27 protein-coding genes and 1 tRNA gene are annotated in these 24,010 nt (G+C 67.1%); 6 read left to right on the top strand and 22 right to left on the bottom strand.

Going from position 1 to position 24,010, the window contains the following annotated elements:
• Together BN2156_RS04400 and BN2156_RS04395 are read right to left on the bottom strand one after the other, a co-directional pair.
• The gene (locus BN2156_RS04400; protein WP_090510638.1) at positions 1–942 is read right to left on the bottom strand and encodes a glutamate ABC transporter substrate-binding protein; all 942 of its coding nucleotides are present in this window, start codon (positions 940–942) and stop codon (positions 1–3) included.
• A complete protein-coding gene (locus tag BN2156_RS04395) occupies positions 942–2,249 on the bottom strand; it encodes a GlnX family signal transduction membrane protein (RefSeq protein WP_090510635.1) in 1,308 nt (435 codons plus the stop codon). The genes BN2156_RS04400 and BN2156_RS04395 overlap by 1 nt, the downstream gene beginning before the upstream one ends.
• Before the next feature lie 501 nt (positions 2,250–2,750).
• On the opposite strand from BN2156_RS04395, the gene BN2156_RS04390 reads away from it, so the two are divergent.
• Positions 2,751–3,332, top strand: a complete 582-nt coding sequence (locus tag BN2156_RS04390) for a VldE C-terminal domain-containing protein (RefSeq protein WP_090510632.1) — start codon at positions 2,751–2,753, stop codon at positions 3,330–3,332.
• Between the two features lies 1 nt (position 3,333).
• Here BN2156_RS04390 and BN2156_RS31355 read toward each other — a convergent pair whose 3' ends face one another.
• Positions 3,334–3,462: a hypothetical protein gene (locus tag BN2156_RS31355; protein WP_264035168.1), complete on the bottom strand. Its 129-nt coding sequence runs from the start codon at positions 3,460–3,462 to the stop codon at positions 3,334–3,336.
• A 121-nt stretch (positions 3,463–3,583) separates the two neighbouring features.
• On the opposite strand from BN2156_RS31355, the gene BN2156_RS04385 reads away from it, so the two are divergent.
• Entirely contained in the window at positions 3,584–4,282 is a 699-nt protein-coding gene (locus BN2156_RS04385) for a hypothetical protein (RefSeq protein WP_235625204.1), read from the top strand.
• The gene (locus BN2156_RS04380; RefSeq protein WP_090510627.1) at positions 4,279–4,632 is read left to right on the top strand and encodes a hypothetical protein; all 354 of its coding nucleotides are present in this window, start codon (positions 4,279–4,281) and stop codon (positions 4,630–4,632) included. The genes BN2156_RS04385 and BN2156_RS04380 overlap by 4 nt, the downstream gene beginning before the upstream one ends.
• Positions 4,633–4,670: 38 nt before the next feature.
• On the opposite strand, the gene BN2156_RS04375 is transcribed toward BN2156_RS04380, so the two are convergent.
• The 5 genes from BN2156_RS04375 to BN2156_RS04355 all read right to left on the bottom strand — a co-directional run bounded on the left by BN2156_RS04375 (position 4,671) and on the right by BN2156_RS04355 (position 8,099).
• The gene (locus BN2156_RS04375; protein ID WP_159402816.1) at positions 4,671–5,384 is read right to left on the bottom strand and encodes an NAD(P)-dependent oxidoreductase; all 714 of its coding nucleotides are present in this window, start codon (positions 5,382–5,384) and stop codon (positions 4,671–4,673) included.
• Complete coding sequence (locus tag BN2156_RS04370; protein ID WP_090510620.1) at positions 5,381–5,875, bottom strand: MarR family winged helix-turn-helix transcriptional regulator; 495 nt, start codon at positions 5,873–5,875, stop codon at positions 5,381–5,383. Before BN2156_RS04370 ends, BN2156_RS04375 begins: the two co-directional genes overlap by 4 nt.
• Positions 5,872–6,570: a hypothetical protein gene (locus BN2156_RS04365; protein ID WP_090510617.1), complete on the bottom strand. Its 699-nt coding sequence runs from the start codon at positions 6,568–6,570 to the stop codon at positions 5,872–5,874. The genes BN2156_RS04370 and BN2156_RS04365 overlap by 4 nt, the downstream gene beginning before the upstream one ends.
• Before the next feature lie 123 nt (positions 6,571–6,693).
• Positions 6,694–7,518: an alpha/beta fold hydrolase gene (locus BN2156_RS04360; RefSeq protein ID WP_090510614.1), complete on the bottom strand. Its 825-nt coding sequence runs from the start codon at positions 7,516–7,518 to the stop codon at positions 6,694–6,696.
• Positions 7,515–8,099, bottom strand: coding sequence for a TetR/AcrR family transcriptional regulator (locus tag BN2156_RS04355; RefSeq protein WP_407661623.1), 585 nt, complete (start codon positions 8,097–8,099; stop codon positions 7,515–7,517). Before BN2156_RS04355 ends, BN2156_RS04360 begins: the two co-directional genes overlap by 4 nt.
• Before the next feature lie 123 nt (positions 8,100–8,222).
• Between BN2156_RS04355 and BN2156_RS04350 the strand changes: the two genes are divergently transcribed.
• Positions 8,223–8,879: a hypothetical protein gene (locus BN2156_RS04350; RefSeq protein ID WP_090510608.1), complete on the top strand. Its 657-nt coding sequence runs from the start codon at positions 8,223–8,225 to the stop codon at positions 8,877–8,879.
• A gap of 217 nt (positions 8,880–9,096) precedes the next feature.
• On the opposite strand, the gene BN2156_RS04345 is transcribed toward BN2156_RS04350, so the two are convergent.
• From BN2156_RS04345 to BN2156_RS04335, 3 genes are all read right to left on the bottom strand, one after another.
• Positions 9,097–9,170: transfer RNA gene (locus BN2156_RS04345), tRNA-Pro, on the bottom strand.
• Between the two features lie 94 nt (positions 9,171–9,264).
• Entirely contained in the window at positions 9,265–10,638 is a 1,374-nt protein-coding gene (locus BN2156_RS04340) for an APC family permease (protein WP_090510604.1), read from the bottom strand.
• A gap of 11 nt (positions 10,639–10,649) precedes the next feature.
• Entirely contained in the window at positions 10,650–11,540 is an 891-nt protein-coding gene (locus BN2156_RS04335) for a carbon-nitrogen hydrolase family protein (protein ID WP_090510601.1), read from the bottom strand.
• A gap of 99 nt (positions 11,541–11,639) precedes the next feature.
• Between BN2156_RS04335 and BN2156_RS04330 the strand changes: the two genes are divergently transcribed.
• The gene (locus tag BN2156_RS04330; protein ID WP_090510599.1) at positions 11,640–12,401 is read left to right on the top strand and encodes a FadR/GntR family transcriptional regulator; all 762 of its coding nucleotides are present in this window, start codon (positions 11,640–11,642) and stop codon (positions 12,399–12,401) included.
• Here the strand turns inward: BN2156_RS04330 and BN2156_RS04325 are convergent.
• The 8 genes from BN2156_RS04325 to BN2156_RS04285 all read right to left on the bottom strand — a co-directional run bounded on the left by BN2156_RS04325 (position 12,398) and on the right by BN2156_RS04285 (position 19,749).
• Entirely contained in the window at positions 12,398–13,315 is a 918-nt protein-coding gene (locus BN2156_RS04325) for a sulfite exporter TauE/SafE family protein (protein WP_090510596.1), read from the bottom strand. The two genes, BN2156_RS04330 and BN2156_RS04325, sit on opposite strands and share 4 nt — an antisense overlap.
• A 244-nt stretch (positions 13,316–13,559) precedes the next feature.
• Positions 13,560–14,327, bottom strand: coding sequence for a sulfite exporter TauE/SafE family protein (locus tag BN2156_RS04315; protein ID WP_276020623.1), 768 nt, complete (start codon positions 14,325–14,327; stop codon positions 13,560–13,562).
• An 85-nt stretch (positions 14,328–14,412) separates the two neighbouring features.
• The gene (gene der, locus BN2156_RS04310; RefSeq protein WP_090510585.1) at positions 14,413–15,831 is read right to left on the bottom strand and encodes a ribosome biogenesis GTPase Der; all 1,419 of its coding nucleotides are present in this window, start codon (positions 15,829–15,831) and stop codon (positions 14,413–14,415) included.
• Positions 15,828–16,514: a (d)CMP kinase gene (gene cmk / locus BN2156_RS04305; protein WP_090510581.1), complete on the bottom strand. Its 687-nt coding sequence runs from the start codon at positions 16,512–16,514 to the stop codon at positions 15,828–15,830. Before cmk ends, der begins: the two co-directional genes overlap by 4 nt.
• Positions 16,511–17,251, bottom strand: a complete 741-nt coding sequence (locus tag BN2156_RS04300; RefSeq protein WP_090510579.1) for a pseudouridine synthase — start codon at positions 17,249–17,251, stop codon at positions 16,511–16,513. The genes cmk and BN2156_RS04300 overlap by 4 nt, the downstream gene beginning before the upstream one ends.
• 1 nt (position 17,252) lies before the next feature.
• Entirely contained in the window at positions 17,253–17,990 is a 738-nt protein-coding gene (gene scpB / locus BN2156_RS04295) for an SMC-Scp complex subunit ScpB (protein ID WP_090510573.1), read from the bottom strand.
• Between the two features lie 8 nt (positions 17,991–17,998).
• Positions 17,999–18,868 carry a segregation/condensation protein A gene (locus BN2156_RS04290; RefSeq protein WP_090510570.1) on the bottom strand — a complete coding sequence of 290 codons (870 nt, stop codon included), beginning with the start codon at positions 18,866–18,868 and terminating at the stop codon, positions 17,999–18,001.
• Positions 18,865–19,749 (bottom strand): ParA family protein, encoded by an 885-nt coding sequence (locus tag BN2156_RS04285; RefSeq protein WP_090510567.1) that lies wholly within the window; start codon positions 19,747–19,749, stop codon positions 18,865–18,867. The genes BN2156_RS04290 and BN2156_RS04285 overlap by 4 nt, the downstream gene beginning before the upstream one ends.
• 118 nt (positions 19,750–19,867) lie before the next feature.
• Between BN2156_RS04285 and BN2156_RS04280 the strand changes: the two genes are divergently transcribed.
• A complete protein-coding gene (locus BN2156_RS04280; protein ID WP_090510565.1) occupies positions 19,868–20,620 on the top strand; it encodes an O-methyltransferase in 753 nt (250 codons plus the stop codon).
• Here the strand turns inward: BN2156_RS04280 and xerD are convergent.
• The 3 genes from xerD to BN2156_RS04265 are packed head-to-tail and all read right to left on the bottom strand — an operon-like array spanning position 20,617 to position 23,949.
• Positions 20,617–21,573 (bottom strand): site-specific tyrosine recombinase XerD, encoded by a 957-nt coding sequence (xerD, locus tag BN2156_RS04275; RefSeq protein ID WP_090510563.1) that lies wholly within the window; start codon positions 21,571–21,573, stop codon positions 20,617–20,619. The two genes, BN2156_RS04280 and xerD, sit on opposite strands and share 4 nt — an antisense overlap.
• The gene (locus tag BN2156_RS04270) at positions 21,570–22,190 is read right to left on the bottom strand and encodes an NUDIX domain-containing protein (RefSeq protein WP_090510560.1); all 621 of its coding nucleotides are present in this window, start codon (positions 22,188–22,190) and stop codon (positions 21,570–21,572) included. Before BN2156_RS04270 ends, xerD begins: the two co-directional genes overlap by 4 nt.
• Positions 22,183–23,949, bottom strand: a complete 1,767-nt coding sequence (locus tag BN2156_RS04265) for a CTP synthase (protein ID WP_090515460.1) — start codon at positions 23,947–23,949, stop codon at positions 22,183–22,185. The genes BN2156_RS04270 and BN2156_RS04265 overlap by 8 nt, the downstream gene beginning before the upstream one ends.
• Between the last annotated feature and the right edge of the window lie 61 nt (positions 23,950–24,010).

The following is a 24,010-nucleotide window of genomic DNA, read 5'->3' as shown; positions in this document are numbered from 1 at the left end:
TCAGTCCCGGTACTTCGCTTGCGGCGGACTCGGCGGCGGCCCGAGGACGGTGAGCCACTTCAGGTACAGCGATGACCACGTCCCGTCGCGGCGGATCCGTTCGAGGGCCGCGTTGACGGCCCGGACCAGATCGTCCTGAGACTTGTTGACGCCGATGCCGTACGGTTCGGCCTCCAGGCTGGGGCCCACCAGGTGCAGGCTGGGGTCCTGGACGGCCATCCCGGCGAGTATCGAATTGTCGGTACTCACCGCCTCGGCCTGTCCCTGCTGCAGTGCCACCAGACAATCGTCCCAATTCCGCACGGCGAGCAGGGTGGCTTTCGGCGCCACCCGGGAAACCGTGGCCAACGAGGTGGTGTCCACCTGCGAGCACACCCGTTTCCCGGCCAGGTCGCCCGGTCCCTGGATCGGCGAATCCCTGGGCACCAGCAACCGCTGGCTCGCATCGAAATACACGGTGGAAAACGCGATCTGCTCGGCGCGGGCGCAGGTGATCGTCATCGCCTTGATGACGATGTCGACCGTCCCGTCCTGTAGAGCACTGATGCGCTCGGGTGATGTCAGCAGGCGAAACTCGACGGCGTCCGGGTTGCCGAGCACCTCACGCGCCACCTCGCGCGCGATATCGACGTCGAAGCCCTGCAATTCGCCCGACACCGGATCACGAAAACTGAACAGGTTGGTGCTCTGGTCGATCCCCGCCACCAGCCTGCCGCGCTTGCGAATCTTCTGCACTGTCGGACCCGGTTCGGCCGAGGGACGCAAACTCGCTGTGGCATCACAACTCTCGACGGCAGTGCCGGGAACGTTCGACACCACGGCCGCCCCGCTGGGCAGCGGCAGCGTGGTGAGCGACGCCGGCACGTCGACAAGCGGTTGTGCCGTGGAGCATCCCGCCACCAGGACCGCGGCGAGGACGAGACCTGCGGCCACGGCGCGCATCAGTGGTACTCGTTCAGCCTGGGCGCGACGCCGGCCGCGACCGCGAGCGCCGCCAGCACGCTGAGAGCCGCCGCACCGGCGGGTAGCGCGCTCAATGCCACGTACGCGCGCGTGATCCCGGCGCGCTGCCGGTCACGCAGGCGTGCGATGTCCTCCCCCAAAGCCCGCTCCAACCGGGCGAATTGGGCCGTCGAGCGCTGTGCCCCATCGTCTCTCGCGATCGCCACCGCGCCGGTATAGTCACCGGTGCCCAGCTTGTCCTGGATCCCGTCGTGGGCAAGCATCCAGCCGCGCAGTGCATCCCGGGCTCCGTCAACCGGGTGCGCGTCGAGAAGCGAGCCGACCTGTGCGGTCCGCTCCTGGAACCTGACCTCGGATGCGGTGTCGGACCCCCGATTGAGCAAGCCGAGGATCTCGTCGGCGCGGGCCTGCTGGACGAGGATCCGCGCAGCCACCGCCACACCCATCGGCTCGCCGCCCTCGATGCGGGCCCCGTTGGCGGCATGCGTCGACACCACCCCGGCGACGGTCAGCCAGACGGCCAGCACCGCCATCAACAACGAGGCCGGTACCAGTCCCGGGTTGAGCCGGCGATGACTGCGCCGGGCGAGGTAGACCTGTGCGAGCACCAACAATCCCAGCGAGAGCACGGCTCCCCCGATCACCACGCGAGACGGACTCACCGAACGTTCAGACGCCGTCACGGCGTCGGCCTGGTTCCGGTACAGCTGCTCGGCGTCCGGCAGCACGGATTGCTGCAGCAGCGTGGACGATCCGCTGAGGTAGGCGACCCCGATCGGGCGGCCGTCCCGGTTGCTCGTACGGGCCGTCGCCATCATCCCGGTGTAGACCGCGAGCTGATTGGACAGATCGGTGAGTAGCGTCAGTGAGTGAATATCGTTGGACGCCACCCCGTTCGACGCGGTGACCAGCCCGGCCGAGGCCTGCCCGATGGCGGCGTCGTAGCGATCGCGCAGAGTCCGCGGCTCGGCACCGCCGGCGAGGAACGCGCTGGCCGCGGTCGTATTGGCCGCGGACAGCGCGCTGTAGATCCGTTGCGCGGCATCTGCCAGCGGTTCCGTGTGCGACCGCAGGGTCTCCAGCCGCTGCTGCCGGTCGGACACAGTCGCCGACGCCGCCACACCCACGGCCAGTACCGCCATGATCAGAACGACGGCCATCACCGCGATCCGGCCGGGTGTGGCTCGCAGGAAGTCGACGACGGGGCGGTCCGGTTCATCGAGATCGACGAGCATGGCCTCGTCGAGAGTGCGCGTCTGCCGACGCTCCAACTCACCGCTGTGCACTCGACATCTCCTCGCCGCAGGCTGGGGCCCAGCGATACCGCACATCACCTCGTGCGGATAGTTCGCACGGTAGCCCTTGCGAAGGCGTTCCGCGGGTGGTTGGCGCACAACCGCGCCGACTCGCCGGAGTGACCATCAGCGGCGCGAAGTATGCATTTTGTGGTAAACGGCATAGATTTTGCCGTGACGGTCCCAGATCACAACGAACGCGTCGGATGAGTCACACCGGCGCACGCCCCCGGGGGGCCTCGAATCCAGGCCGTAGGCACCCCTGCATATCGTCGTTGACCTGCTGGTTCACTTGCAAGGCCAGTGGTCACACGCGCGGTGGCCAGGTCACTCTACCGCGTCAAACCAAGGTTGACGCCAGGTGTCCATCTGGTTGCCACCAGCGCAACCAGAGAACTTCGCGATGCCGGAGATCGCTCGAGCCGTCGGTAAGGTCCGGTCCTCGTGGGTAGACACCAGTTGACAACTGACCGGCGCCGCCGGTCTGCAGCCATGGCTGCGGTGCTCGCGCCTGCCGCCGCACTCATCGTGGTCGGCGCAGACGCCGCGCCGGCTACCAACAGCGACGCACATGCCGAGGTTGTGACAGCGCCGGCGGTCCTGCCGGCGGCCGCACCGGCCGGCATGCCTCCGGTACCGGCTGAGCGCGCCGTACGCCGGAACATGCGGTTCCCCCTGCCCGCAGGCCGGGCATCGGAGAAGGGCCTCCAGGTCGAGACCATCCTGGCCGCGCGCGCGGTCAGCGCGCGGTTCCCCGAGATCCTCAACATCGGCGGGGTCCGGGCCGATTCGATGAAGTGGCACCCCAACGGGCAGGCGATCGACGTGATGATCCCCAACTACGGCAGCCCGGGCGGGAAAGCCCTCGGCGAGCGGATCGTCGCCTACGTCCTCGACAACGCCGATCGGTTCGGCGTGAACCATGTGATCTTCAGGCAGCAGATCTACTCCCACGGCAAGCCTCCGCGAAGGATGTCGGACCGCGGTGGGGACACCGCCAACCATTACGACCACGTGCACATCGCCACCAACGGCGGCGGATTCCCGACCGGGCACGAAACGTACCTGACGTAATTCAGGCGGTATCAACCTCTTCCAGGCGCCGGCTCACCCGAGCCAGCCCCTCGTCGAAGACAGCCACCTTCTCGCCACGCTTTTCGTTGGCCGGTTGGGCGGCGCCGCGGGCAGCCCTCAGCCTCGACACGGGCCGCCCCCTGACGCCCGTGTGGCAAACCCCGGGCCGTGGAATTGCTGAGACATCGGCGCGCCGGGTCTGCATCGAGCCCAACCAGAGCGATGATGCAGATGTGGTTGATGATGCGAATGTGACAAACGGTGCGCCGGCGCCCGAGACGTCCGGTCCGCAAGCTGAGCAGTCTCAACAGCGCGTGTGGTCGATGCCCAAGCCCGAGGTGACGCGCAAGAAGGCCGACGAGATCGGACGGGTCGCGCTCAAGGCCGGCACGGCCGCCATCGGATTCGTCACCGACGTCGCTCGATCTGGTGCCAGCGGCTTGAGGCAGTTGTCTCACGCGATCGGGGCGGTACCGCCGACCGTGCGCCTGGGGACCGTGGCGGGCGTGACGGTGCTGCTCGGCATCGTCGGCGCGCTCGCACTGCGGAACTCAATCGGCCTGGCCTGCATCGTCGTCGTGGTCCCGGTGTGCTCTTTCGTCCTAGGTGCGCTCGGACACCGTTGGTACAGCGGACTCGGTGTTGAGCCCGTGCGCGCGGCAGGCCCGGCGGCCGGACCCTCGACGCCGGAGCTTCAGCGTTCGGTCGAATATGTCGACAAGAAGCTCACCCTCGCCCTCAACGCATTCGGTGCCGAACGTCAGCAGCACGCGATGATCGCTCTCTTCCAGGCCAAGACCGCCGTCGAACTCACCCTCGGAACCGAGCAGGACACGACGAGCCACATCGACGCACTGCTGGCCGCGGATGGCCATGACATGCGGCCGCGAATCCGGGCCGGCTCGGCGCCGAAATCGTTGAGAGACAGCAATTCTCTGGCGGCGTCATGACCGACCGCCTCACCGGCCAGGTCGCGCTCATCGAGGATGACTACACACTGGTCATCAATCGTGGCGCTGAGGCAGGTGTCGTGCCCGGCATGGTTTTCGCCGTGCACTCCGACTCGGATCAGGTGATCACCGATCCCGAATCCGGCCGGGAATTAGGCAGACTCACGCGCGAGAAGCTTCGGGTGCGGGTGTTCGATGTGCAACCGCTGTTCTCCCGCGCGCACACCTTCGCCAGGACCGACGACTTCTACGGCCTGTTCCAGGCGACGGCCGTGGTCACGATAGATGTCGGCGACAACCTCGAACTGGTGCCGGCAGAATCCGGGGCTCGTCGGGCGGCGTCGGGATAGGTCGGGCCGGCTCGGCGATCTGTGGTCGAACGCCATTGTCAGCGTTGGCTGGTGCAGGCCAGGTTGGGCTTGATGCCTTCGCGCCACAGGGTGCGGGCCAGGGATTGATGCTTGTCGGCGGTCGCCACGGCCACGGTCTTGCCGTGGTAGTCAGTTCGGCTCAACTGGTCGGCGATGGCGGCGGCCAGGTCACGGCGAGCGGTCTGGCGGCCCGGGATGTGATCCTCGGCGATGCGGTAGGTGGTCGGTGCGTCCATGGTGGCCAGCCCAAGCGGACGCATGATTGTCCAGTCCAGGCTGCTGGCGCTCACGATCGCTTCCATGCCGGCCATGTCGGCATACAAGGTGCGACCCAGATATCCGAGGATGCGCCGACCGACGACTCGTTCGCCCCAGTTCCAGCCCGGGTCGGTCCAATCACTGAGGGCTGCTGAGCTGGTGACGATCAGCCGCCGGATTCCGGCCTGGGCCAGAGCCGAGCAAATGGCCTGCGCTGATGCGGAATACAGGTGGATGGGTTGCCTGCTGAATCCGGTGCCCAGGACGGATACCACGGCGTCGGCATCGGCGACAGCTGCGCAGACGTCGGCCGGAGTGGTGGCGTCTCCGTGGAGCACGCGTAGCCGCGGCGCTGATGCGGGGAAGCCGGGAGGCCGCCGCACCAAGGCGGTGACGTCGTGTCCGTCGGAGAGCAGCTTGTCCAGAAGCAGGCGGCCAGTGGGGCCGCCGGCGCCGAGCAGGGTGACTTTCACGATGCTCCCCCTTCCGCAGCGGATCCCGCGGGTCGCCAAACATCCAGTGCTGCTGTGGCTTCGGTGACCGCTTCGCAGGCGGCGGTGAGATATTCGAGCACAGTGGCGATCTGTGCGGGGGTCATGCCGGCTTGTAGCGCGTCCATGCGACCGCTGCCGTCGCGATAGATGTCGGCGAGTCGGGCGTGTCCGACCGATTCGATCTCCACGCTGCGGCGGTCGTGGTCGTGGTGGCGGCGGATGACCCAGCCGGCGTCTTCCAGCCGACGCAGCACCCCGGTCATGGTGGCTGGTTGCATCGAGAGCCTGCGCGCCAACGCCGTCGGCGACTGCGGTCCCCCACGCGTCAGAACGTCGAGGACCTCCAGATCGGACTCTTTCAAGCCGGCGATCGCGGCCACTTTGCGTGTGCTCAACGCGAGCGCGATACGCAAGTCCTGCACCGCGGTTCGCAACCGGGCGGCGTCGGCAGGATCGCGGCGTTGGTTCATCGTGGCTGTCCATGCAGATCGATCGCCCGCACGAAGATGGGCAGTGAGGTGAGGTGGTGTCGGGCCAGCAGTGGGCGGACATATCGGTAGAAGCTGGGCCGCAGCAACTGCCGGGCCATGAACGCCGGAACGGTGCCCGGGATGCGGGCGTAGTTCACCAACACATACGGTGCGGAGAGGTCGGGAACCAGGAGCGTCGAGTTGTCGATGCCAGTTTTGGCGGCAAACCAGGCCGACAATGTTCGCCAGGTGTTGACGGCACAACTCTCCTCGACGGCACCGCTGAAGTGGTTCAGCAGGATGTTCGACCCGGATGTCCCGTTGTCGGTGATACCGAACCGCGCGCCGTTGCGGGCGGTGAACGTCATCGAAGGGTGGGTACCGGTGAAAGCGGCATCGTGAAGCAGCGCTGTGGACGCCGGCACGTCGCGCACACGGATCAACATGACGATGTCATATGCCGGCGCTCCAGGAACGGGCACGATGGCGGTGGTTTCAAAGAGATTCATGCCCATGACTTCTGGGCGCACAGCCAGGTCGTGGGCCACCTCGCGCAGTCGATCCACGGCATCGGCGCGCGCGGTGCTCACCCGCAGGAACGGACCTACCCGCACCGGGTCGATGCGCCAGCCCGCGTAGATGAATACCCCGTCGATGACGGGACCGAATGGTGGGGATGGATAACCGTCACGCACCGTGCGCTCCCTTGATCGCGATTTACTACGCAACTCGAATATTACGTAACTCGTACGATACAGCGGGTGTCAGACCGCTGCAATGCGCGCCGGGAGCCCGTTCGCGGCTTTGGGAACGAAAGATCAACCCACGAAGGCGCGCAGCGCCTCGGCGATGACGTGGGGTTGATCTTCGGGGATGAGCGTCCAGGAATCTTCGACGATCTGCTTCGACGCCCGCGGGTAGAGATCGACGAGACGGTCGGCATGTTCCAGGGGCATCATCTGGTCATCCCTGGCCCAGATCACCAGCACCGGCCGGTCGAAAGAGCTCATGCGGGACGACATCTCGAGCAGGCGGTTAGGCGGCGGTGCACCGATCGCGAACTTGACCAAGTCGCGTCGTACGGAGGGGTTTTCGCGAGCGGGTCGAAACCAGTCATCGAAGAGTGCATCGGGTATCCGCGCCTTGCTCAGTGCGCCGTAGGCCCGCGTGCTGTGCCGGAAGAACGCGGTGTTGAGCATCCTGCTGAGGATCCACCCGCCGCCGGGCAGCCGGCACAGCAGCGATGCCGGCCGGGCGGGCTTGGGAGGGTAATTGTCGAACGCCGTGACGGACGCCAGCACCAGCTTTGCGATGCGCGCGTCTCGGCCTTCGGAGATCATGAATTGCCCGCCGCCCCAATCATTCAAGACCAGCGTCACATCCTTGAGGTCGAGCGCGTCGATGAAGTCCGCGAGGATGTGGGCTACGCCGGTCTCGGTGAGATCAGCATCGGCCTTCATCGGTGAGGTGTGGGCACCCAAGGGCAGGGTTGGTGTGATGCAACGGTATTCGGACAGCAATGGGATCACCTTGCGCCATTGACGGCCGTCCATGAGCAATCCGTGGCCGAACACGAGTATCGGCCCGTCGCCGCCGGTATCGTCGTACGCGATCGGTCCGGCCGCCACGTCAACCGTCCTCATGCTCTATCTCCATCGTCGATTCGCAGGGTGGCCCAGGCAGCCTCGGAGAACGTTTTGACGATCGCAGGCGATACCCGGGTCTGCGATCCGGTAATCCAGTAGCGGCTGTATTCCTGCGCCGGGCCGAGCCAAAGCGACGCGGTCACACCGATATTCATAGGGCGCAGGACTCCGTAGGTGCTGTGCGGCTTCCACCACGTCTGCACCGCGTCGAAGAATCGCCGATTCAGATCCTGCAGCTGCGGGCTGTCGATGCGATCGCCCAGCAGCAGCCTCGCCTCGGCCCGGTGTTCGGCGATCCAGCGCAGGTGATAGGCCACGGCAGCACAGATCCCCTCGCGCGCCGTGTCGTGGCGTGAGAGCGTGTCGATGAAGCCCTGCTGGTACTCACCCATGAGCTCGGCGTAGACGGCGGCAAGCAGCGACTGCTTGTCGGAGAAGTGGTGGTAGAGCGCCCCGACGCTGACGTCGGCTTCCCGTCGAACCTCATCGAGTGTGGGAATCAATGGACCGTCGACCGCGAAACGACGCCGGGCGGTGCTGACAAGTCTGCTACGAGCGTCGATCCGAGACGGCGGCACGAGCATCACTCTAACATAACCGAGGATTACTCTGTTTTGGCCGGGCTGGCTCCAGTGGTTCCGTCCTGCCATCTGAGAGTCCGTGCTCTGTGTGCCAATTCTTTCGAGTTCAGGGAGGCGATCGTGGGAGGTAGCCAGATCTTCACGACATGGGCCGCAGTCGGTGGCTTGGTTTTCGTCGCCGTGGCGGTGGTCGTCAATGTCATCTATGTGCGCGCCAGACTGCCGCTGCCCGTGGCGGGTAAGCCCCTGGCGGCCGTCATCACCGACTTCGACTCAGCCGGTGATCGCCTGCCTTGGCCGTCAGTGGTGGTGCCGACCGGCTGGCTCGGTATCACGGTGTTCGCCGCGGGTATGACGTCGATAGCCTGGGACGCCGCTGTCGACAGCCGGATGTGGGCGCTGGTCGGCTTCGCCGGTGTCATGCTGCAGAACGCGAGCTTCGCCATCGTCGAGGCGCTGCGATTCGGCCTGGCCGCTGCAGCACGCCTTGAGCCTTCAGCCGTGGCCGGGCTGTGGGCGTTCAGTAACGTGCTGTTCGGCTTCAACCAGCTGTTCCTCGCGACCGCGCTGATCGGGTTCACCGCGGCATCGGCGTCGATCGCCCCGGAATGGCTGGCCATTGTGGGCTACCTCAGCGCCGCAGCCCTTTTCATCGCCGCCTCGGCCAGCCCGTTCAACGCCCGCGGCGCAAGCCGCACCGCCCTGCTCGGGTTGATCGGCTGGCTGGGCTGGATGATCTGGATAGCCGGCCACTGCGTGGTGATGGTGACCAGGTGAGCGCCACCCCTCGATACGACCAGACCGGGCGGACCTACAGCCGCACCCGGATCGAGACCTCACCACCCGCACCGAACCGAACCTGGGTTACCGGCTCATCGCGGCCGACCTCGGAGTGCATCGGCGGGCGTGGCCAGTACGGAACCGGCATCCTCGCCGTCGCGGGCAACACAAAAGGTCAGGCCGGCTTACGCCGTCCTGACCTTTGCTTTTTGCGTCGGGCTGACAGGATTTGAACCTGCGACCACTTGACCCCCAGTCAAGTGCGCTACCAAGCTGCGCCACAGCCCGCTTGCTTCCGGCTTGCACCGGCAGCGAGTCGAAAGCTTACCGTAGCCTCCCGCCGTTGTTCTAATCCGCCCCACCGGTCACAGGTCGGCGCTCGCTACACCGCGGTTTCGGCGACGGAGGCCTCGGGCGCGTCGACGGCGATCTCCGGCGGCAGCTTCTTGAAACCGCGACTCGTCACGGCCAGGACGAGGATGCCGAGGCCCAGCCAGCACAGTCCGAGGACGATCGCCCGGGTATCGAGCTGCAGCAGCAGATACGACGTGATGACCGCACCGATCGCCGGCGCCACGACATAGAGCACCGGGTTTCGCGCCTCGCCGGCCCCGCGGTGGCGGAAGTAGTAGACGATGACCGACACGTTCACGAGGGTGAACGCGACGAACGCCCCGAAGTTGATGAATGAGGTGGAGGTCGCCACGTCGAGGAACATCGCCAGCAGACCCACGACGCCGACCATCACCAGGTTGGCTGCCGGGGTGCGGAATTTGGCGCTCAGGGTGCCGAACACCGAGCGGGGCAGGGTGCCGTCGCGCCCCATCGCGAACAGCAGCCGCGACGCGGAGGCCTGTGCGGCGATGCCGGACGCGAACTGGGCAAGGATCAAGCCCGCGAGGAACACCGCCGAGAACAGGTTGCCGCCGATCTGCTTGGCGATCTCAAGGGCAGCCGACGACGAGTCGGCGAATTCCCCACCGGGATGCACCAATTGGGTGGTGTATGCGATGACCAGGAAGATGGAACCGCCGATCAACGCGATCAGCATGATGGCGCGCGGCATGTTCTTGCGCGGCTCGACGGCTTCCTCGGTGAAGGTGGTGACGGCGTCGAACCCCAGGAAGGAGTACGCCGCGATGGCCGCGCCGGCCGTCACTCCCCCGATGCTCGCGCCGATCCCGGTGAACGGGCTCGCGCTGATCAGCCCGCCGGCACCGCTACTGCGGACGACGGAGGCGACCGACAGCGCCACGAACAACCCGATGACCAGTAGCTGGAATGCCATCAGCAGGTAGTTGGCCTTGTCTGCGACCTTGATACCGATGACGTTGAGCACGGTGGTGATCAGGATGAACGCCAGCACCCACAGCCAGCCGGGAACTCCCGGGAACTGGGCGTCCAGGTACGCCGCGCCGATCAGCCAGATGACCATCGGCAAGAACAGGTAGTCCAGCAATACCGCCCAGCCGGTGAGGAATCCGACGCGAGGGTCGATGGTGCGGCGCACGTAGGTGTAGGCCGATCCCGACACCGGGTATGCGGCCGCCATCCGACCGTAACTGGACGCGGTAAACAGCATGGCCGCCATGGCGATCAGGTAGGCCGACGCCGATGCCCCGGCGGTGGTGGACGCGACGACGCCGAAGATACCGAGCACGATCAGCGGCGTCATGTAGGCCAGACCGAAGAGCACCAACGAACGCAAACCGAGGGCGCGCACCAAAGTCGGTTGCCCTGCGGATGGTGGTGTCATGGCGGTGCCTTTCAGTTGGCGTGACGGTTCGACGGTGACCAGCGCTGCGGATCGATGCTGCCGTCGTACAGCGGCAGCGCGATCGGGCGGTCCGACGGCCCGAACTGAGCCCACATCCGGTTGGTACCGGCGGTTCCCCGCTCGCGTACCGCGGCAACCGCACCGAAGTCGATGCGCTGGCAGAGCACGCCCGGGGCATCATCCGAGTCCTCTTGGAGCACAGCGCCTTCGGGGTCGACGATGATGCTGCGGCCCTTGCCGACCGGTCCCGCGCAGTTGACACTCACCGTGAACACCTGGTTCACAATCGAATTGGCGCGGGCAAGCACCAGTTCCTGACCGCGGTCCTCGGTGGTGGTCTTGACGACGTTCACGATCACCTCGGCACCCATCCAGGCGAGATGGCGGCTCACCTCAGGGAACCAGGCGTCATAGCAGATGGACAACCCGAGCCGGCCGACGTCGGGAATGTCGACGGTGACGAAACGGTCGCCCGGCGTGTACTTCTCGAACGGCCGCCAGGGGAAGATCTTGCGGTAGGACGCGACGAGCCGGCCATCGGGAGCGAGAACCGGTGCGGTGTTGAACAATTCGCCGTTCTCCCCCCGCTCGCACACCGAGCCGGGAATCAGCCAGGCGTCGGCGGCGCGGGCCACCTCACCCAGGGCCGCGATCAATGGTCCGTCCAGTGGTTCGGCCGCGGCAGCCAGCATGTCGGCGTCGTCGGTACCGAACAGGTGAATCTCGGGATAGACGATCAGCGCCGGGCCGGCCACCGTCGACCGCACCCGAAGCACGTCGGCCGCGAACTGCGTGACGGTGTCTTCTCGACCGAATACCGGCAGGCCGGCCACGTCCAGCGGTGCCGCCTGGACCGCGGCTACCGTGATCGATCCGGACACAGGACCTCCGCAACTTAATAACCCAGAATGAGCGAATTTAGATCGAGATATTAGTTCAGCATGAACAAATAGGGCAATAGCTCACGTACCCTGAGGCCCATGACGTTGCAGGTCGGTGACGCGCATCCGGCGCTGAGCGCGCCCGCCGTCGCGGGCATCACCCGGCTCAGCGCGGCGGACACGGTGCGGGCCCGCCTCGAACTGGCCATCGAGCTGGGGCTCATGAAGGGCGGGGAACGACTGCCCGCCGAACCGGACATCGCCGAAGCTCTCGACGTCAGCGTCGCCACCGTCCGCAGGGCGCTGCAGTCCATGGCCGACGAGGGCCTGCTGGTCCGCCGCCGTGGCCGGGCCGGCGGGACATTCGTCGCGCGCAGTGGTGTCCGGGTCACGCCCGGAACCGACCATGCGTCGGCCGCGTTTCGCGCCGATGCCGCAGAGGTGCGCCGCCTGATCGACCTGCGCGCGCTGGCCGAGGATGCTCTCAGTGCCGCCGCTGCGCACGCCGCCACCGATGAGGAACTCGACGCACTCACGGCCATCGTCGCCGAAGCCGCCGCGACCACCGACTGGGCCGGATTCCGCAGCGCCGATCAGCGCTTCCACGAATCAGTCGCCGCGGCAAGCGGTCTCGACTGGGCGGTGCACACCTACTGCGATGTGCTGCACGGGCTGTACCGGTACTTCATTCCGTACCCGATCGACTACCTGCACCAGTCCAACCGCGAGCACGCTCAGCTGGTGGAGGCGCTCCGCCGGCGCGACAGCCGGGCGGCCGCCGAGATCGCCCGCAATCACGTCCTGTCGTTGCACCAGACCATGTACGTCGGGCTGCCGCAGCCCGGGAACGGGTCGGACTAGCCGCGTGCCGCAGGCTCTTCGACGGCGGTGACGACCGAATCGTCGACATCGCGCGGCGCCCGCGACGTCTGCCAAGCGCGAACCACCAGGCCTGCCCAGCCCGCCACGATCAGAGTGTAGATGCCGGTCGACCACGGCCAGTGCACTCCGAAGTAGTGCACCAGTTTCTGACTGTTGGTCAGCAGGATGACCCCGCCGACGGCGGTACCGAGCAGTGCCGGGTTGACCCGGCTGACCAGCCAGGCGGCAACGGGCGCGGCGATCACCCCGCCGACCATGAGGCCGAGCACCACGGGCCAGTTCTCCAAAAACTCCTGGCGCAGCCCGACCAGGAAGCCGATCGACGCCGACACCGCGACCAGGAACTCCGAGGCGCTCACCGAACCGATCACGGTCCGTGGCGCCGTCTTGCCCTGCGACAGCAGGGTGCTGGTGGTCACCGGACCCCAGCCGCCGCCACCGGATGCGTCGATGAAACCGCCGAACACGCCCAGCGGGGCCAGGAACTTCACGCTGTGGCTCGTACCGTGCTCCCCGAGGCTCAGCGGGGTGCCCAGCGAGAACCGCAACAGCACGTAGAGCCCGATGCCCAGCAGGATCGCGGCCATGAGCGGCGCGGCGGATTCGGTCGACAGCGACGACAGCACCGTGGCGCCGGTGAACGCACCTGCCGCACCGGGAAGTCCGAGCTTGGCCACCATCGGCCAATCGATGTTCTTGAAACGCCAGTGCGACACCGCCGAGGCCAGCGTTGTTCCCACCTCAGCCAGATGTACCGCGGCGCTGGCCTGTGCCGACGCGACCCCGCTGAGCACCAGCAGGGTCGAGGCGGTCACACCGAAGGCCATCCCGAGGGCACCGTCGACCAACTGGGCCCCGAGGCCGACGAGCGTGAAGATCAGAAGCGAACGCATGGGTTCGGCTGCTTTCGATTGTGGCCGACTGGCGACCTGATGACTGACGGGCGCGGATCAGATGCGCGCGCGACACCATTCATCGAAAGCCATCAACCGGCGCGACGGCCAGAACGGCTCGAGAGCAGCAAGGGTCGACGGTGCGGTGCGGTATGCACGTTCGGCCACCGGTCGCCCCCTCTCCCTTGTCGTTAGACAGACTGAGCAAGCCTACAAGATCCCACGTGTAATCCCGCCGAAGGGCTCACACAGTGAGCAACCGGTACAGCCCGATCAGCCCCACCACCACGATCACGGCCCGCAGCGCGTTGGGCGAGAGGCGCCGGCCGTAGTGGGCACCGAGGAATCCGCCGATCAGGGAACCCACCGCGATCAGGCCTGCCGCTTCCCAGCTGATCCGGTCGAAAGCCACGATCGTGTAGGCCAGGGCCGCCACGATGTTGACCAACAGCGACAGCAGGTTCTTGGCGGCGTTCATGCGCTGCATCGACTCGGGCAGCAGCGCTCCCATCACGGCGATCAGCAGGATGCCCTGCGCGGCGGTGAAGTAGCCGCCGTAGACACCGACGGCGAACGTGCCGATCACCAGCACTGCCATGCGTTGCCTGCTCACGTGGTCGGCCGACTGGCCGGAGGCCTCGGCGCGCTGCCGCGCCCAGGTTTGTATCCGCGGGCCGACGACCACCAGGATCAGCGCCAGGATCAACAAGACCGGCACCACCGTGACGAAGACCTTCTCCGGCAGGTGCAGCAGCAGCCACGAGCCCAGCCCGGCACCGATCACCGATCCGGGGATCTGCCACCGCAGCCGCTTCCACTGGCCGCGCAGTTCTCGCCGGTATCCCCAGGTGCCCGACACCCCGCCGGCAACCAGACCGACGGCGTTGGACATCGTCGACGTGACAGGCGGAATCCCCAGCGCCACCAACGTCGGGAAGGTGATCAGCGTGCCGGATCCGACGATGGCGTTGATCGCTCCCGCACCGACACCGGCCAGAGCGATCAGGATCATGTGGGTGACGGACACCCGGGCCAGCCTATCGGCCCGGTTTGTGGAGTTTCCGCCGCACTCACCCCGGCTGAAACTCCACAAATCGCTAGCGCCGCTTGGGCGCGCCCCTCTTCTCGCGGACCCGGACATTGATGCGCACCGGGCTGCCGTCGAACCCGAACTGCTCACGCAGGCGGCGCTCCAGGAACCGGCGGTAGCCGGCCTCCAGGAACCCGGAGGTGAACAGCACGAAGGTCGGCGGCCGGGTGGCGGCCTGGGTGGCGAACAGGATCTTGGGTTGCTTGCCGCCCCGCACCGGCGGCGGCGTCGCGGCCACCACCTCTTTGAGGAAGTTGTTGAGCTGGCCGGTCGAGATCCGCTTGTCCCAGGACGCCAGTGACGTTTCCAGGGCCGGCACCAGCTTCTGCACCGCCCGGCCGGTCATGGCCGAGATGTTGACCCGCGGCGCCCACTGGACCTGCACCAGTTCCCGGTCGATCTCTTTGTCCAGCAGGTAGCGCCGGTCCTCGTCGACCAGGTCCCATTTGTTGAACGCGATGACCAGTGCCCGCCCGGCCTCGATCACCATCGACAGCACCCGCAGGTCCTGCTCGGTCAGCGGCTGCGAGGCGTCGATCAGCATGATCGCCACCTCGGCCGCGTCGATCGCGCCGTGGGTGCGTACCGAGGCGTAGAACTCGTGCCCGCTGGCCTGGCCGACCTTGCGGCGTAGACCCGCTGTGTCGACGAAACGCCAAGTCTTACCGCCCAATTCGATCAGCGAGTCGACGGGATCGACCGTGGTGCCCGCGACGTCGTGCACCACCGAGCGCTCGTCGCCGGCCAGCCGGTTCAGCAGTGAGCTCTTGCCGACGTTCGGCTTGCCCACCAGCGCCACGCGACGCGGACCGCCACCGCCGGCGCCGGCCACCTCCGAGACCTCGGGCAGCTTCTCCATCACGGTGTCGAGCAGATCGGCGACGCCGCGGCCGTGCATGGCACTGATCGAGTGCGGCTCACCGATACCCAGCGACCACAATGCCGCCGCATCGGACTCACCACGTTGCGTGTCAACCTTGTTGGCCGCCAGGAACACCGGTTTGCCCGACTTGCGCAGCATCCGGGCCGCGGCCTCATCTGCCGAGGTGGCACCGACGACGGCGTCGACGACGAGGATGATCGCATCGGCGGTGCGCATCGCCACGAGGGCCTGATCGGCCACCAGCTGCTGCAGGCCTTTGGCGTCGGGTTCCCATCCCCCGGTGTCCTGCACCATGAACCGACGACCGAGCCAGTTCGCGTCATAGGAAACCCGATCACGGGTGACCCCGGGGATGTCCTGGACGACGGCTTCGCGGCGACCCAGGATCCGGTTCACCAGAGTGGATTTCCCGACGTTGGGCCGGCCGACGACAGCCACCACCGGCGGCGGCGCGGCGGCCTCCTCCAGAACCTCGGCGACCTCGTCGCTGAGTTCCCAGTCGCTTTCGTCCGACCAGGTGCCGTCCCCGTCAGAGTCGCTCATCGCCGCACCCCCGCATGCTGGGTCACCAGGTCGAGAAGGTGTGCCACAACCTGTGTTTGGTCCATGTCGCTGGTGTCGACGACCAGCGCATCGTCGGCCGCCCGCAGCGGCGACACGGCCCGGGTGGAGTCCAGGTGGTCACGACGCTGCACGTCCGCCAGCACCGTCGCGTAGTCGTCGGGCAGCCCGCTCGCGATGTTCTGGGCGTTGCGGCGCCGGGCCCGCTCCTCCGCGGACGCGGTCAGGAAGATCTTGACGTCGGCCTTGGGCAGCACCACGGTGCCGATGTCACGACCCTCGACCACCACACGCCCACCCGAGGACGCCAATTCGCGCTGCAATTCGACCAACCGGGCGCGCACGCCCGGGACCGCGGACACGGCGGACACCGCGCGGGTCACCTCGTCGCCACGGATCTCGGCGGAGACGTCTTCGCCGCCCAGGTAGGCACGGTCCTCGCCCGGATCAGAGCCGACGCCGATCACCGCCTCCGACGCCACCGCGTCGATGGCCTCGGGATCGTCCAGGTCGACCCCGGCCCGCAACACCGCCAGCGTGACGAGGCGGTACATGGCACCGGTGTCCAGGTAGTTGGCCCCCAGGGCCTGCGCCAAACCTCTTGAAACCGAAGACTTTCCGGTCCCCGCCGGTCCGTCGACCGACACCACCAGAGATCCGCTCACATTCCCACCGCCTGATAAAGCTCGCCGACTTCCTTGCGGCTGAGCGCCCTGATACTGCCCGGCCGCTGGTCGCCGAGCGCCACCGAACCGATGTCGGTGCGGACCAGTTCCTGCACCGGGAAATCCACTGCGGCCAGCATCCGCCGCACGATGCGGTTGCGGCCCTCGTGCAGCGTGACCTTCACCAGCGTCTTGCCCGGCACCGTGTCCACCACCGCGAAATCGTCGACATGCGCCGGGCCGTCGTCCAGTTCGACACCGGCGCGCAGCTTCTTGCCGAGTCCGCGCGGTACCGTGCCGATCACCGTCGCCACATAGGTTTTGGGAATCTCGTACGACGGGTGCATCAGCCGGTGGGCGAGCTCCCCGTCGTTGGTGAGCAGCAACAGCCCCTCGGTGTCGGCGTCGAGCCGGCCGACGTGGAACAGCTTCTTGTTGCCCCGAACCCGATGCTCGACCAGATCTCCCACGCACGGGCGGCCGCGCTCGTCGGACATCGTGGACAGCATGCCACGCGGCTTGTTGATCGCCAGGTACACCAGGGTGTCGTCGAGAATGACCCGCGAACCGTCCACCCGGATGTCGGCGACCGACGGGTCGACTCGGGCACCGAGCTCGGTCACCAGCCGGCCGTCCACCTCGACGCGGCCGTCGGTGATCATCCGTTCTGCCACCCGACGGGACGCAATTCCCGCTTGGGACAACACTTTCTGTAGCCGTACGCCTTCTTCAGCCATGTCAGTCCTTGTCCACGTCGAAGGCCATCGGCTGATCGCCGCCGGTTGAGCCACCGTTGAGTTTGGCGAAACGCGGCTCGTCACCGAGTGATTCGCTCAGGTCGTCGATCACGTCGACATCGGGCAGCAGCGGCGCGATGTCGGGCAGATCGGACAGCGAGGTCAGGCCCAGCCGTTCCAGGAACAACTCGGTGGTGGCGAACGTCGCCGCGCCGGTGTCGGAATCGGCACCCGCCTCCGTGATCAGTCCGCGCGCCACGAGCGTGCGCATCACCGCGTCCACGTTGACGCCGCGCACCGCACTCACCCGGGCCCGGGTCACCGGTTGCCGGTAGGCCACCACGGCCAAGGTCTCCAATGCGGCCCGGGTCAGTTTGGACCTGGCGCCGTCGAGCAGCAGCCGCTCCACGTACGGGGCGTAGCGCGCCCGGGTGTACATCCGCCAGCCGCCCGCGGCCTCACGCAGGTCGATGCCACTGTCCCGAGCCGCGAAGTCCTCGGCCATCAGGCGCAGCTTGGCCATCACCCGGTAGGCGGGCTGTTCGGTCGCCGAGGCCAGTGCATCGACGGTCACCGGCGTGTCCACTACCAGCAGCAACGCTTCGAGCACCGCGCCCAGTTCACCGTCTTCGAGCTCGGGAACCGTCGCCACATCGATGCCCAGGTCATCTCCGACCGGGCTCACATCACCCGGGGCATCATCGGACCGCTCTCCGGAACCGGAGATCTCGTCAGTCATTGTTCTCGCTATTCTTCCGCATCAGCGGTTGCCAGATGTTCGCTGGTCGGCCGATCGCCGGTCCATGAAACCTGGAGCACTCCAAGCGGTTCTGGCTGCTCGAATGCTACCGCCCTGGCCCGGAACAGTTCGAGCAGCGCCAGGAAGCGCCCCACGATCTGCAGACCGTCCGTGCACTCGGCCACCAATTCGGAGAATGTGGCCCATTCGCCGATCCCGCGCTCTTCGAGCAGGGCGATGATCCGGTGGGCCTGTTCGGGCACCGACACCTTGGGTGCGTGGATGTGGTCGATTCCGACCGTCGGCACCGGCCGCGGGGTGAATGCGGCGGCCGCGATCTCGGCGAACTTGGGGGCGTCGACGCCCAGCATCACCTCGGGCAGCAGGTCGGAGAAACGGTCCTCCAGCGACACCGCACGCGGGTAGCTGCGCAGCGCCGCGGCCTCCAGTTCGGCGAACATCAACGCGACGTGCTTGAACGCGCGGTACTGCAGGAGCCGCGCGAACAACAGGTCGCGGACCTCGAGCAGGGCGAGGTCCTCCTCGTCGTGCACCTCACCCGCGGGCAGCAGCCGGGCTGCCTTCAGGTCCAGCAGGGTCGCCGCGATCACCAGGAACGTGGTGGTCTCGTCCAGCTCGAGCCGGGCGCCGATCTCCTTGGTGTAGGCGATGAAATCATCGGTGACCTGGTGCAATGCCACTTCGGTGACGTCGAGGCGGTGCGCGAAGATCAGGTGCAACAGCAGGTCAAATGGCCCCTCGAAGTTGGTGAGGCGGACCTGGAAGCGGTTCTGCTGATCACCGGCAGTCGGCTCATCCCCGACCGCGGTCTCCGCTTCGGCACCATCGGTGGTCGGGGTGTTCAGGACATCGTTCACGCGCCGAACCGGTCGATGACTTCGCGTGCCAGCGATCGGTAGGCCACGGCGCCACCGGACTTGGGTGCCCAGGTGGTGATCGGCTCGCCCGCCACGCTGGTCTCGGGGAACCGCACCGTCCGCGTGATCACGGTGTCGAACACCAGGTCACCGAACCGCTCCACCACGCGGGCCATCACCTCGCGCGCGTTGACCGTGCGCGGGTCGTAGCGGGTCACCAGGATGCCGCTGATCGACAGCTTCGGGTTGAGCCGGTCATGCACCTTGTCCACGGTGTCGGTCAGCAACGCGAGTCCGCGAAGCGAGAAGTATTCGCACTCGGTGGGGATGATCACACCGTCGGCGCACGCCAGTCCGTTGACCGTGAGCAGGCCCAGTGACGGCTGGCAGTCGATCAACACGTAGTCGTAGCGGTCGAGCACCGGGTAGAGGGCCCGGGCCAGGGACTGCTCGCGGCCGACCTCGTTGACCAGCTGGATCTCGGCGGCCGACAGGTCGATGTTGCTGGGCACCAGATCCATGCCGCTGACCCGGGTCTTGATCACCACGTCGTCGATCGACACCCGCGGCTCGACCAGCAGGTTGTGCACGGTGTGTTCGAGTTCGTAATGCGGCACCCCGAGGCCCGCCGACAGCGCGCCCTGCGGATCCAGGTCGACCAGCAGGACCCGGCGGCCGTACTCGGCCAAACTCGCGCCAAGGTTGATGGTCGAGGTGGTCTTGCCGACCCCGCCCTTCTGGTTGCACATCGCGATGACCTTGGCCGGGCCATGTGTCGAACGGGGCTGCGGTTCGGGAATGTCTCGCGGCGGCCGCCCGGTCAGACCGAGCTCGGGTGAGCTGTGCTCGAAGAGTCCGTCGTGTGCGCCGTCGTCGTTCATGCCCGACCACCGCTGGTCAGGCATCCCGCAGTCATGGCGCACATCCCGGCAAGTTTAACGTCGCTGTGCAGCCTGGACGGGCAGACCCGCGGGCAATCAGGCGCATATGGTGTGCGTCATGAGTCTCAAACAGCGGTTGCCGCTGTTGCGGTGGTCGTTCATCCGGATGGGAATCGGCGCCAGACACTTCGCCCGAACCGGGCAGTGGGGCGATGGCCGGGAGGCCGCGGCCGCCGATTACGTGGCGGCCAACGCCCGCGCGGGCGACCTCGACGATGCCATCGCCACCATCGACAAGTTCGCCTACGAGAAGTCGTTCCTGATCAACGTCGGCGACGAGAAGGGTGCGCTGCTCGACGCCGCGGTGGTGCGCGCCAACCCGCGGCTGGCCCTGGAACTGGGCACCTATTGCGGTTACGGGGCGATGCGCATCGCGCGCGCCGCACCGGCCGCCCGGGTGTTCTCGGTCGAGTTCTCCCCCACCAACGCCGATATCGCACGACGCATCTGGGTCCATGCCGGGGTGGCCGACCGGATCACCTGCGTGGTCGGGACCATCGGCGACGGCGGACGCACGCTCGACGCGCTCGCGGCCGCCGGCTTCGACACCGGTGTGCTGGATTTCGTCTTCCTCGACCACGACAAGAACGCCTACCTGACCGACCTGCAGAGTCTGCTGGACCGAGGCTGGCTGCGCCGCGGCTCGATCGTGGTCGCCGACAACGTGAAGCTGCCGGGGGCGCCGAAGTACCTGGCCTACATGAACGAGCACCAGGGCGAGCTCTGGGATACCAGGCATCACAAGACGCATGCCGAGTACCAGACCCTGCTGCCCGATCTGGTGTTGGAGTCGGAGTACCTGGGCGGCTAACGCGCCCGCGGGTGCGCGCCGGCCCAGACCTCGCGCAGCGTGTGCACGGTGACCATGGTGTAGATCTGCGTGGTGGTCACCGAGGCGTGGCCCAGCAGTTCCTGTACGACGCGTACGTCGGCCCCGCCGTCGAGCAGGTGGGTCGCGAACGAGTGCCGCAGCGTGTGCGGCGACACCGCCGAGGTGATCCCGGCCCGCGAGGCCGCGTCCTGCAGCACCTGCCAGGCGCTCTGCCGGGACAGCCGCCCGCCACGGGCGTTGAGGAAGATCCCCGGGGTCCCACGTCCGCGCCGGGCCAGGTCCGGACGTCCCCGCACCAGGTAGGCGTCGAGGGCGCTGACGGCGGGACGGCCGATGGGCACGAGCCGCTGCTTGCCACCCTTGCCGCGCAGCAGCACTGAGCGCGCATGGGTATCGATGTCGTCGACGTCGAGTCCCACGGCCTCCGAGATTCGGGCACCGGTGGAGTACAGCAGTTCCAGCAGCGCCCGGTTCCGCAGTGTCAGTGGGCCGTCGGCCTCGCTGTCCCCGCCGGCGGCCTCGAGCAACGCGAGCACCTCGTCGAGGGTGAGGCTCTTGGGCAGCCGCCGGCTGGGCGTGGGTGGTTTCACCCCGCGGGCGACGTTGACGGCGGTGATGCCCTCGGCAGTGGCGAACCGGTGCAGGCCACGGACCGCGACCACCGCCCTTGCCGCCGAAACTGCAGACAGTGCAACTACTCCCGAGTCGGGATCACCCCGGCGCAGGGCGATCAGGAAGTCGCTGACATCGGACTCGGCCACCTTGGCCAGATCGTCGATTCCGCGCTGCGTCAGGTGTTCGGCGTAACGGCGTAGGTCGCGCCGGTACGAGCTCAAGGTGTTGGCCGCCACGCCCCGCTCGATCGTCAGGTGATCGAGGTAGCCCTGGAACTGGTCGTCGAGGGCCGATCGGAGAGGGGCCGGCGTCGTCATGACAGACCTTTTCTCCGCCTGAACGCTGTCGGCTGGTCGATCCACTCGGCCTCGACCGGCCGTAGCACGCCCGCATCGGTCATCGCGTGGGCCGCCAGAATGCCTGCCACCGCAATCCCGTTCACGATCTCGCCGGTGAACACCTGCCGAACGGCTTCCTTGAGCGGTATCCGCTCGACCACCATGTCGGCTTCCTCGTGCTCGGCCTCGGGACGATCGACCTCGGTCAGCCCGGTGGCCAGGAAGATTCGCACGCTCTCGTCGGAGAACCCGGGCGTCGAGTCGAGGTCCACCAGCACGTGCCAGTGCGCGGCGGCCAGACCCACTTCCTCGGCGAGTTCGCGGGCCGCGGTCACCTCCGGACGTTCCCCGCCGAGGTCGAGCAGGCCGGCCGGCAGTTCCCACAGCCGACGGCCCAGCGGATGACGGTACTGGTACACCAGTACCAGGTTGCCGTCGTCGTCGAGTGCCACCACGGCCACCGCACCGTAGTGCTCTACGACCTCGCGCCGGGCCGACCCACCGCCGGGCATGCTGACCTCGTCAGCGCGCAACGCGAAAATTTTTCCGACGTAGACGGTTTCGCTGGCCAGGGTCTCGAAGTCGTGTTCAGCCACGGACGTCGGACTTCTCCAGGCTTTCCTCCGCCGGGCTGTCGCCGTTCTCGGCCTCCTCGTCGAAATGTTCGGGAAGGTCCATGCCGGGCAACCGCTCCTCGGCCTTGTAGTCCAGTGCCGCCCCGATGAACGCGGCGAACAGTGGATGCGGCCGAGTCGGCCGGCTCTTGAGCTCGGGGTGAGCCTGGGTTCCGACGAGGAACGGATGGATCTTCGAGTCGTACTCGACGAACTCCACCAGGTGTCCGTCGGGCGAGGTGCCGCTGAACTTCAGTCCGCTCTTGGCGATCCGATCGCGGTAGGCGTTGTTGACCTCGTAGCGATGCCGGTGCCGTTCGGACACCTCGGTGGCCTGGTAGGCCTGCGCCACAATCGATCCCGCTTCCAGCACGGCGGGGTACGCGCCCAGCCGCATGGTGCCGCCCAGATCGGCCTCGCCGGCCACCGCGTCCTGCTGGTCGGCCATCGTGGAGATCACCGGATCCGGTGTCTTCGGGTCGAACTCGGCCGAGTTGGCACCGGTGATGCCGACGGAGCGAGCCGCTTCGATCACGATGCACTGCAGGCCCAGACACAACCCGAGCACCGGCAGGCTGCGCTTGCGGGCGAAGCCGATGGCCCCCAGCTTGCCCTCGATACCGCGGATGCCGAACCCGCCGGGGATGAGGACCCCGTCGACATCGGACAGTGCGGCCGCCGCGCCGGCGTCGGTCTCGCAGTCATCGGAGGCCACCCAGCGGATCTCCACCTTGGCCCGGTGTTTGAAGCCGCCGGCGCGCAGCGCCTCGGCCACCGACAGGTAGGCGTCGGACAGGTCGATGTACTTGCCCACCAACGCGATCCGGACGGTTTCCTGCGGCTCGTGTACCCGGCGCAGCAGGTCGTCCCACTCCGACCAATCCACGTCGCGGAACGGCAGGTTCAGCCGGCGCACCACGTACGCATCGAGTTCCTCGCGGTGCAGCACCTTGGGGATGTCGTAGATGGACGGCGCGTCGGGGGTGGAGATCACGCCGTCGACGTCGACGTCGCACATCAGCGCGATCTTGTTCTTGAGCGGTTCGGGAACGTCACGGTCACACCGCAGGATCAGCGCATCGGGAGTGATACCGATGCTGCGCAGCGCAGCCACCGAGTGCTGGGTCGGCTTGGTCTTGAGTTCACCGGAGGGAGCCAGATACGGCACCAGCGACACGTGCAGGAAGAAGCAGTTCTCCCGGCCGACCTCGTGGCGCACCTGGCGGGCCGCCTCCAGGAACGGCAGCGACTCGATATCGCCGACCGTGCCGCCGATCTCGGTGATCACGACATCGGGCCGGTGGCCGGCCGCATCGGGCTCGGCCATCGCCAGGATCCGGCTCTTGATCTCGTCGGTGATGTGGGGAATCACCTGCACGGTGTCGCCCAGGTACTCGCCGCGGCGTTCCTTGGCGATCACCGAGGAGTAGACCTGGCCGGTGGTCACGTTGGCCGACTGCGACAGGTCGCGGTCCAGGAACCGCTCGTAGTGGCCGACGTCGAGGTCCGTCTCCGCGCCGTCCTCGGTGACGAACACCTCGCCGTGCTGGAACGGGTTCATGGTGCCCGGATCGACGTTCAGGTAGGGATCGAGTTTCTGCATCGTCACCTGCAGCCCCCGCGCGGTGAGCAGCTGACCGAGGCTTGAGGCGGTCAGCCCCTTACCCAGTGAAGACACCACACCACCGGTGACGAAGAGGTGTTTGGTGGCGGTGTGCGGGTGCTTGCGTAAGGCGGGCAAAAGCATCCTCCGTGACGACGGGCAGGGAATCGTGAAAACTAGCTGTGGCCTGCCGACCCAC

The sequence above is a fragment of the Mycolicibacterium neworleansense genome, assembly GCF_001245615.1.
Lineage (GTDB): Bacteria > Actinomycetota > Actinomycetes > Mycobacteriales > Mycobacteriaceae > Mycobacterium > Mycobacterium neworleansense.
The sequence above is the reverse complement of the archived record's forward strand: the minus strand, read 5'-3'. Positions and strand labels throughout refer to the sequence as shown.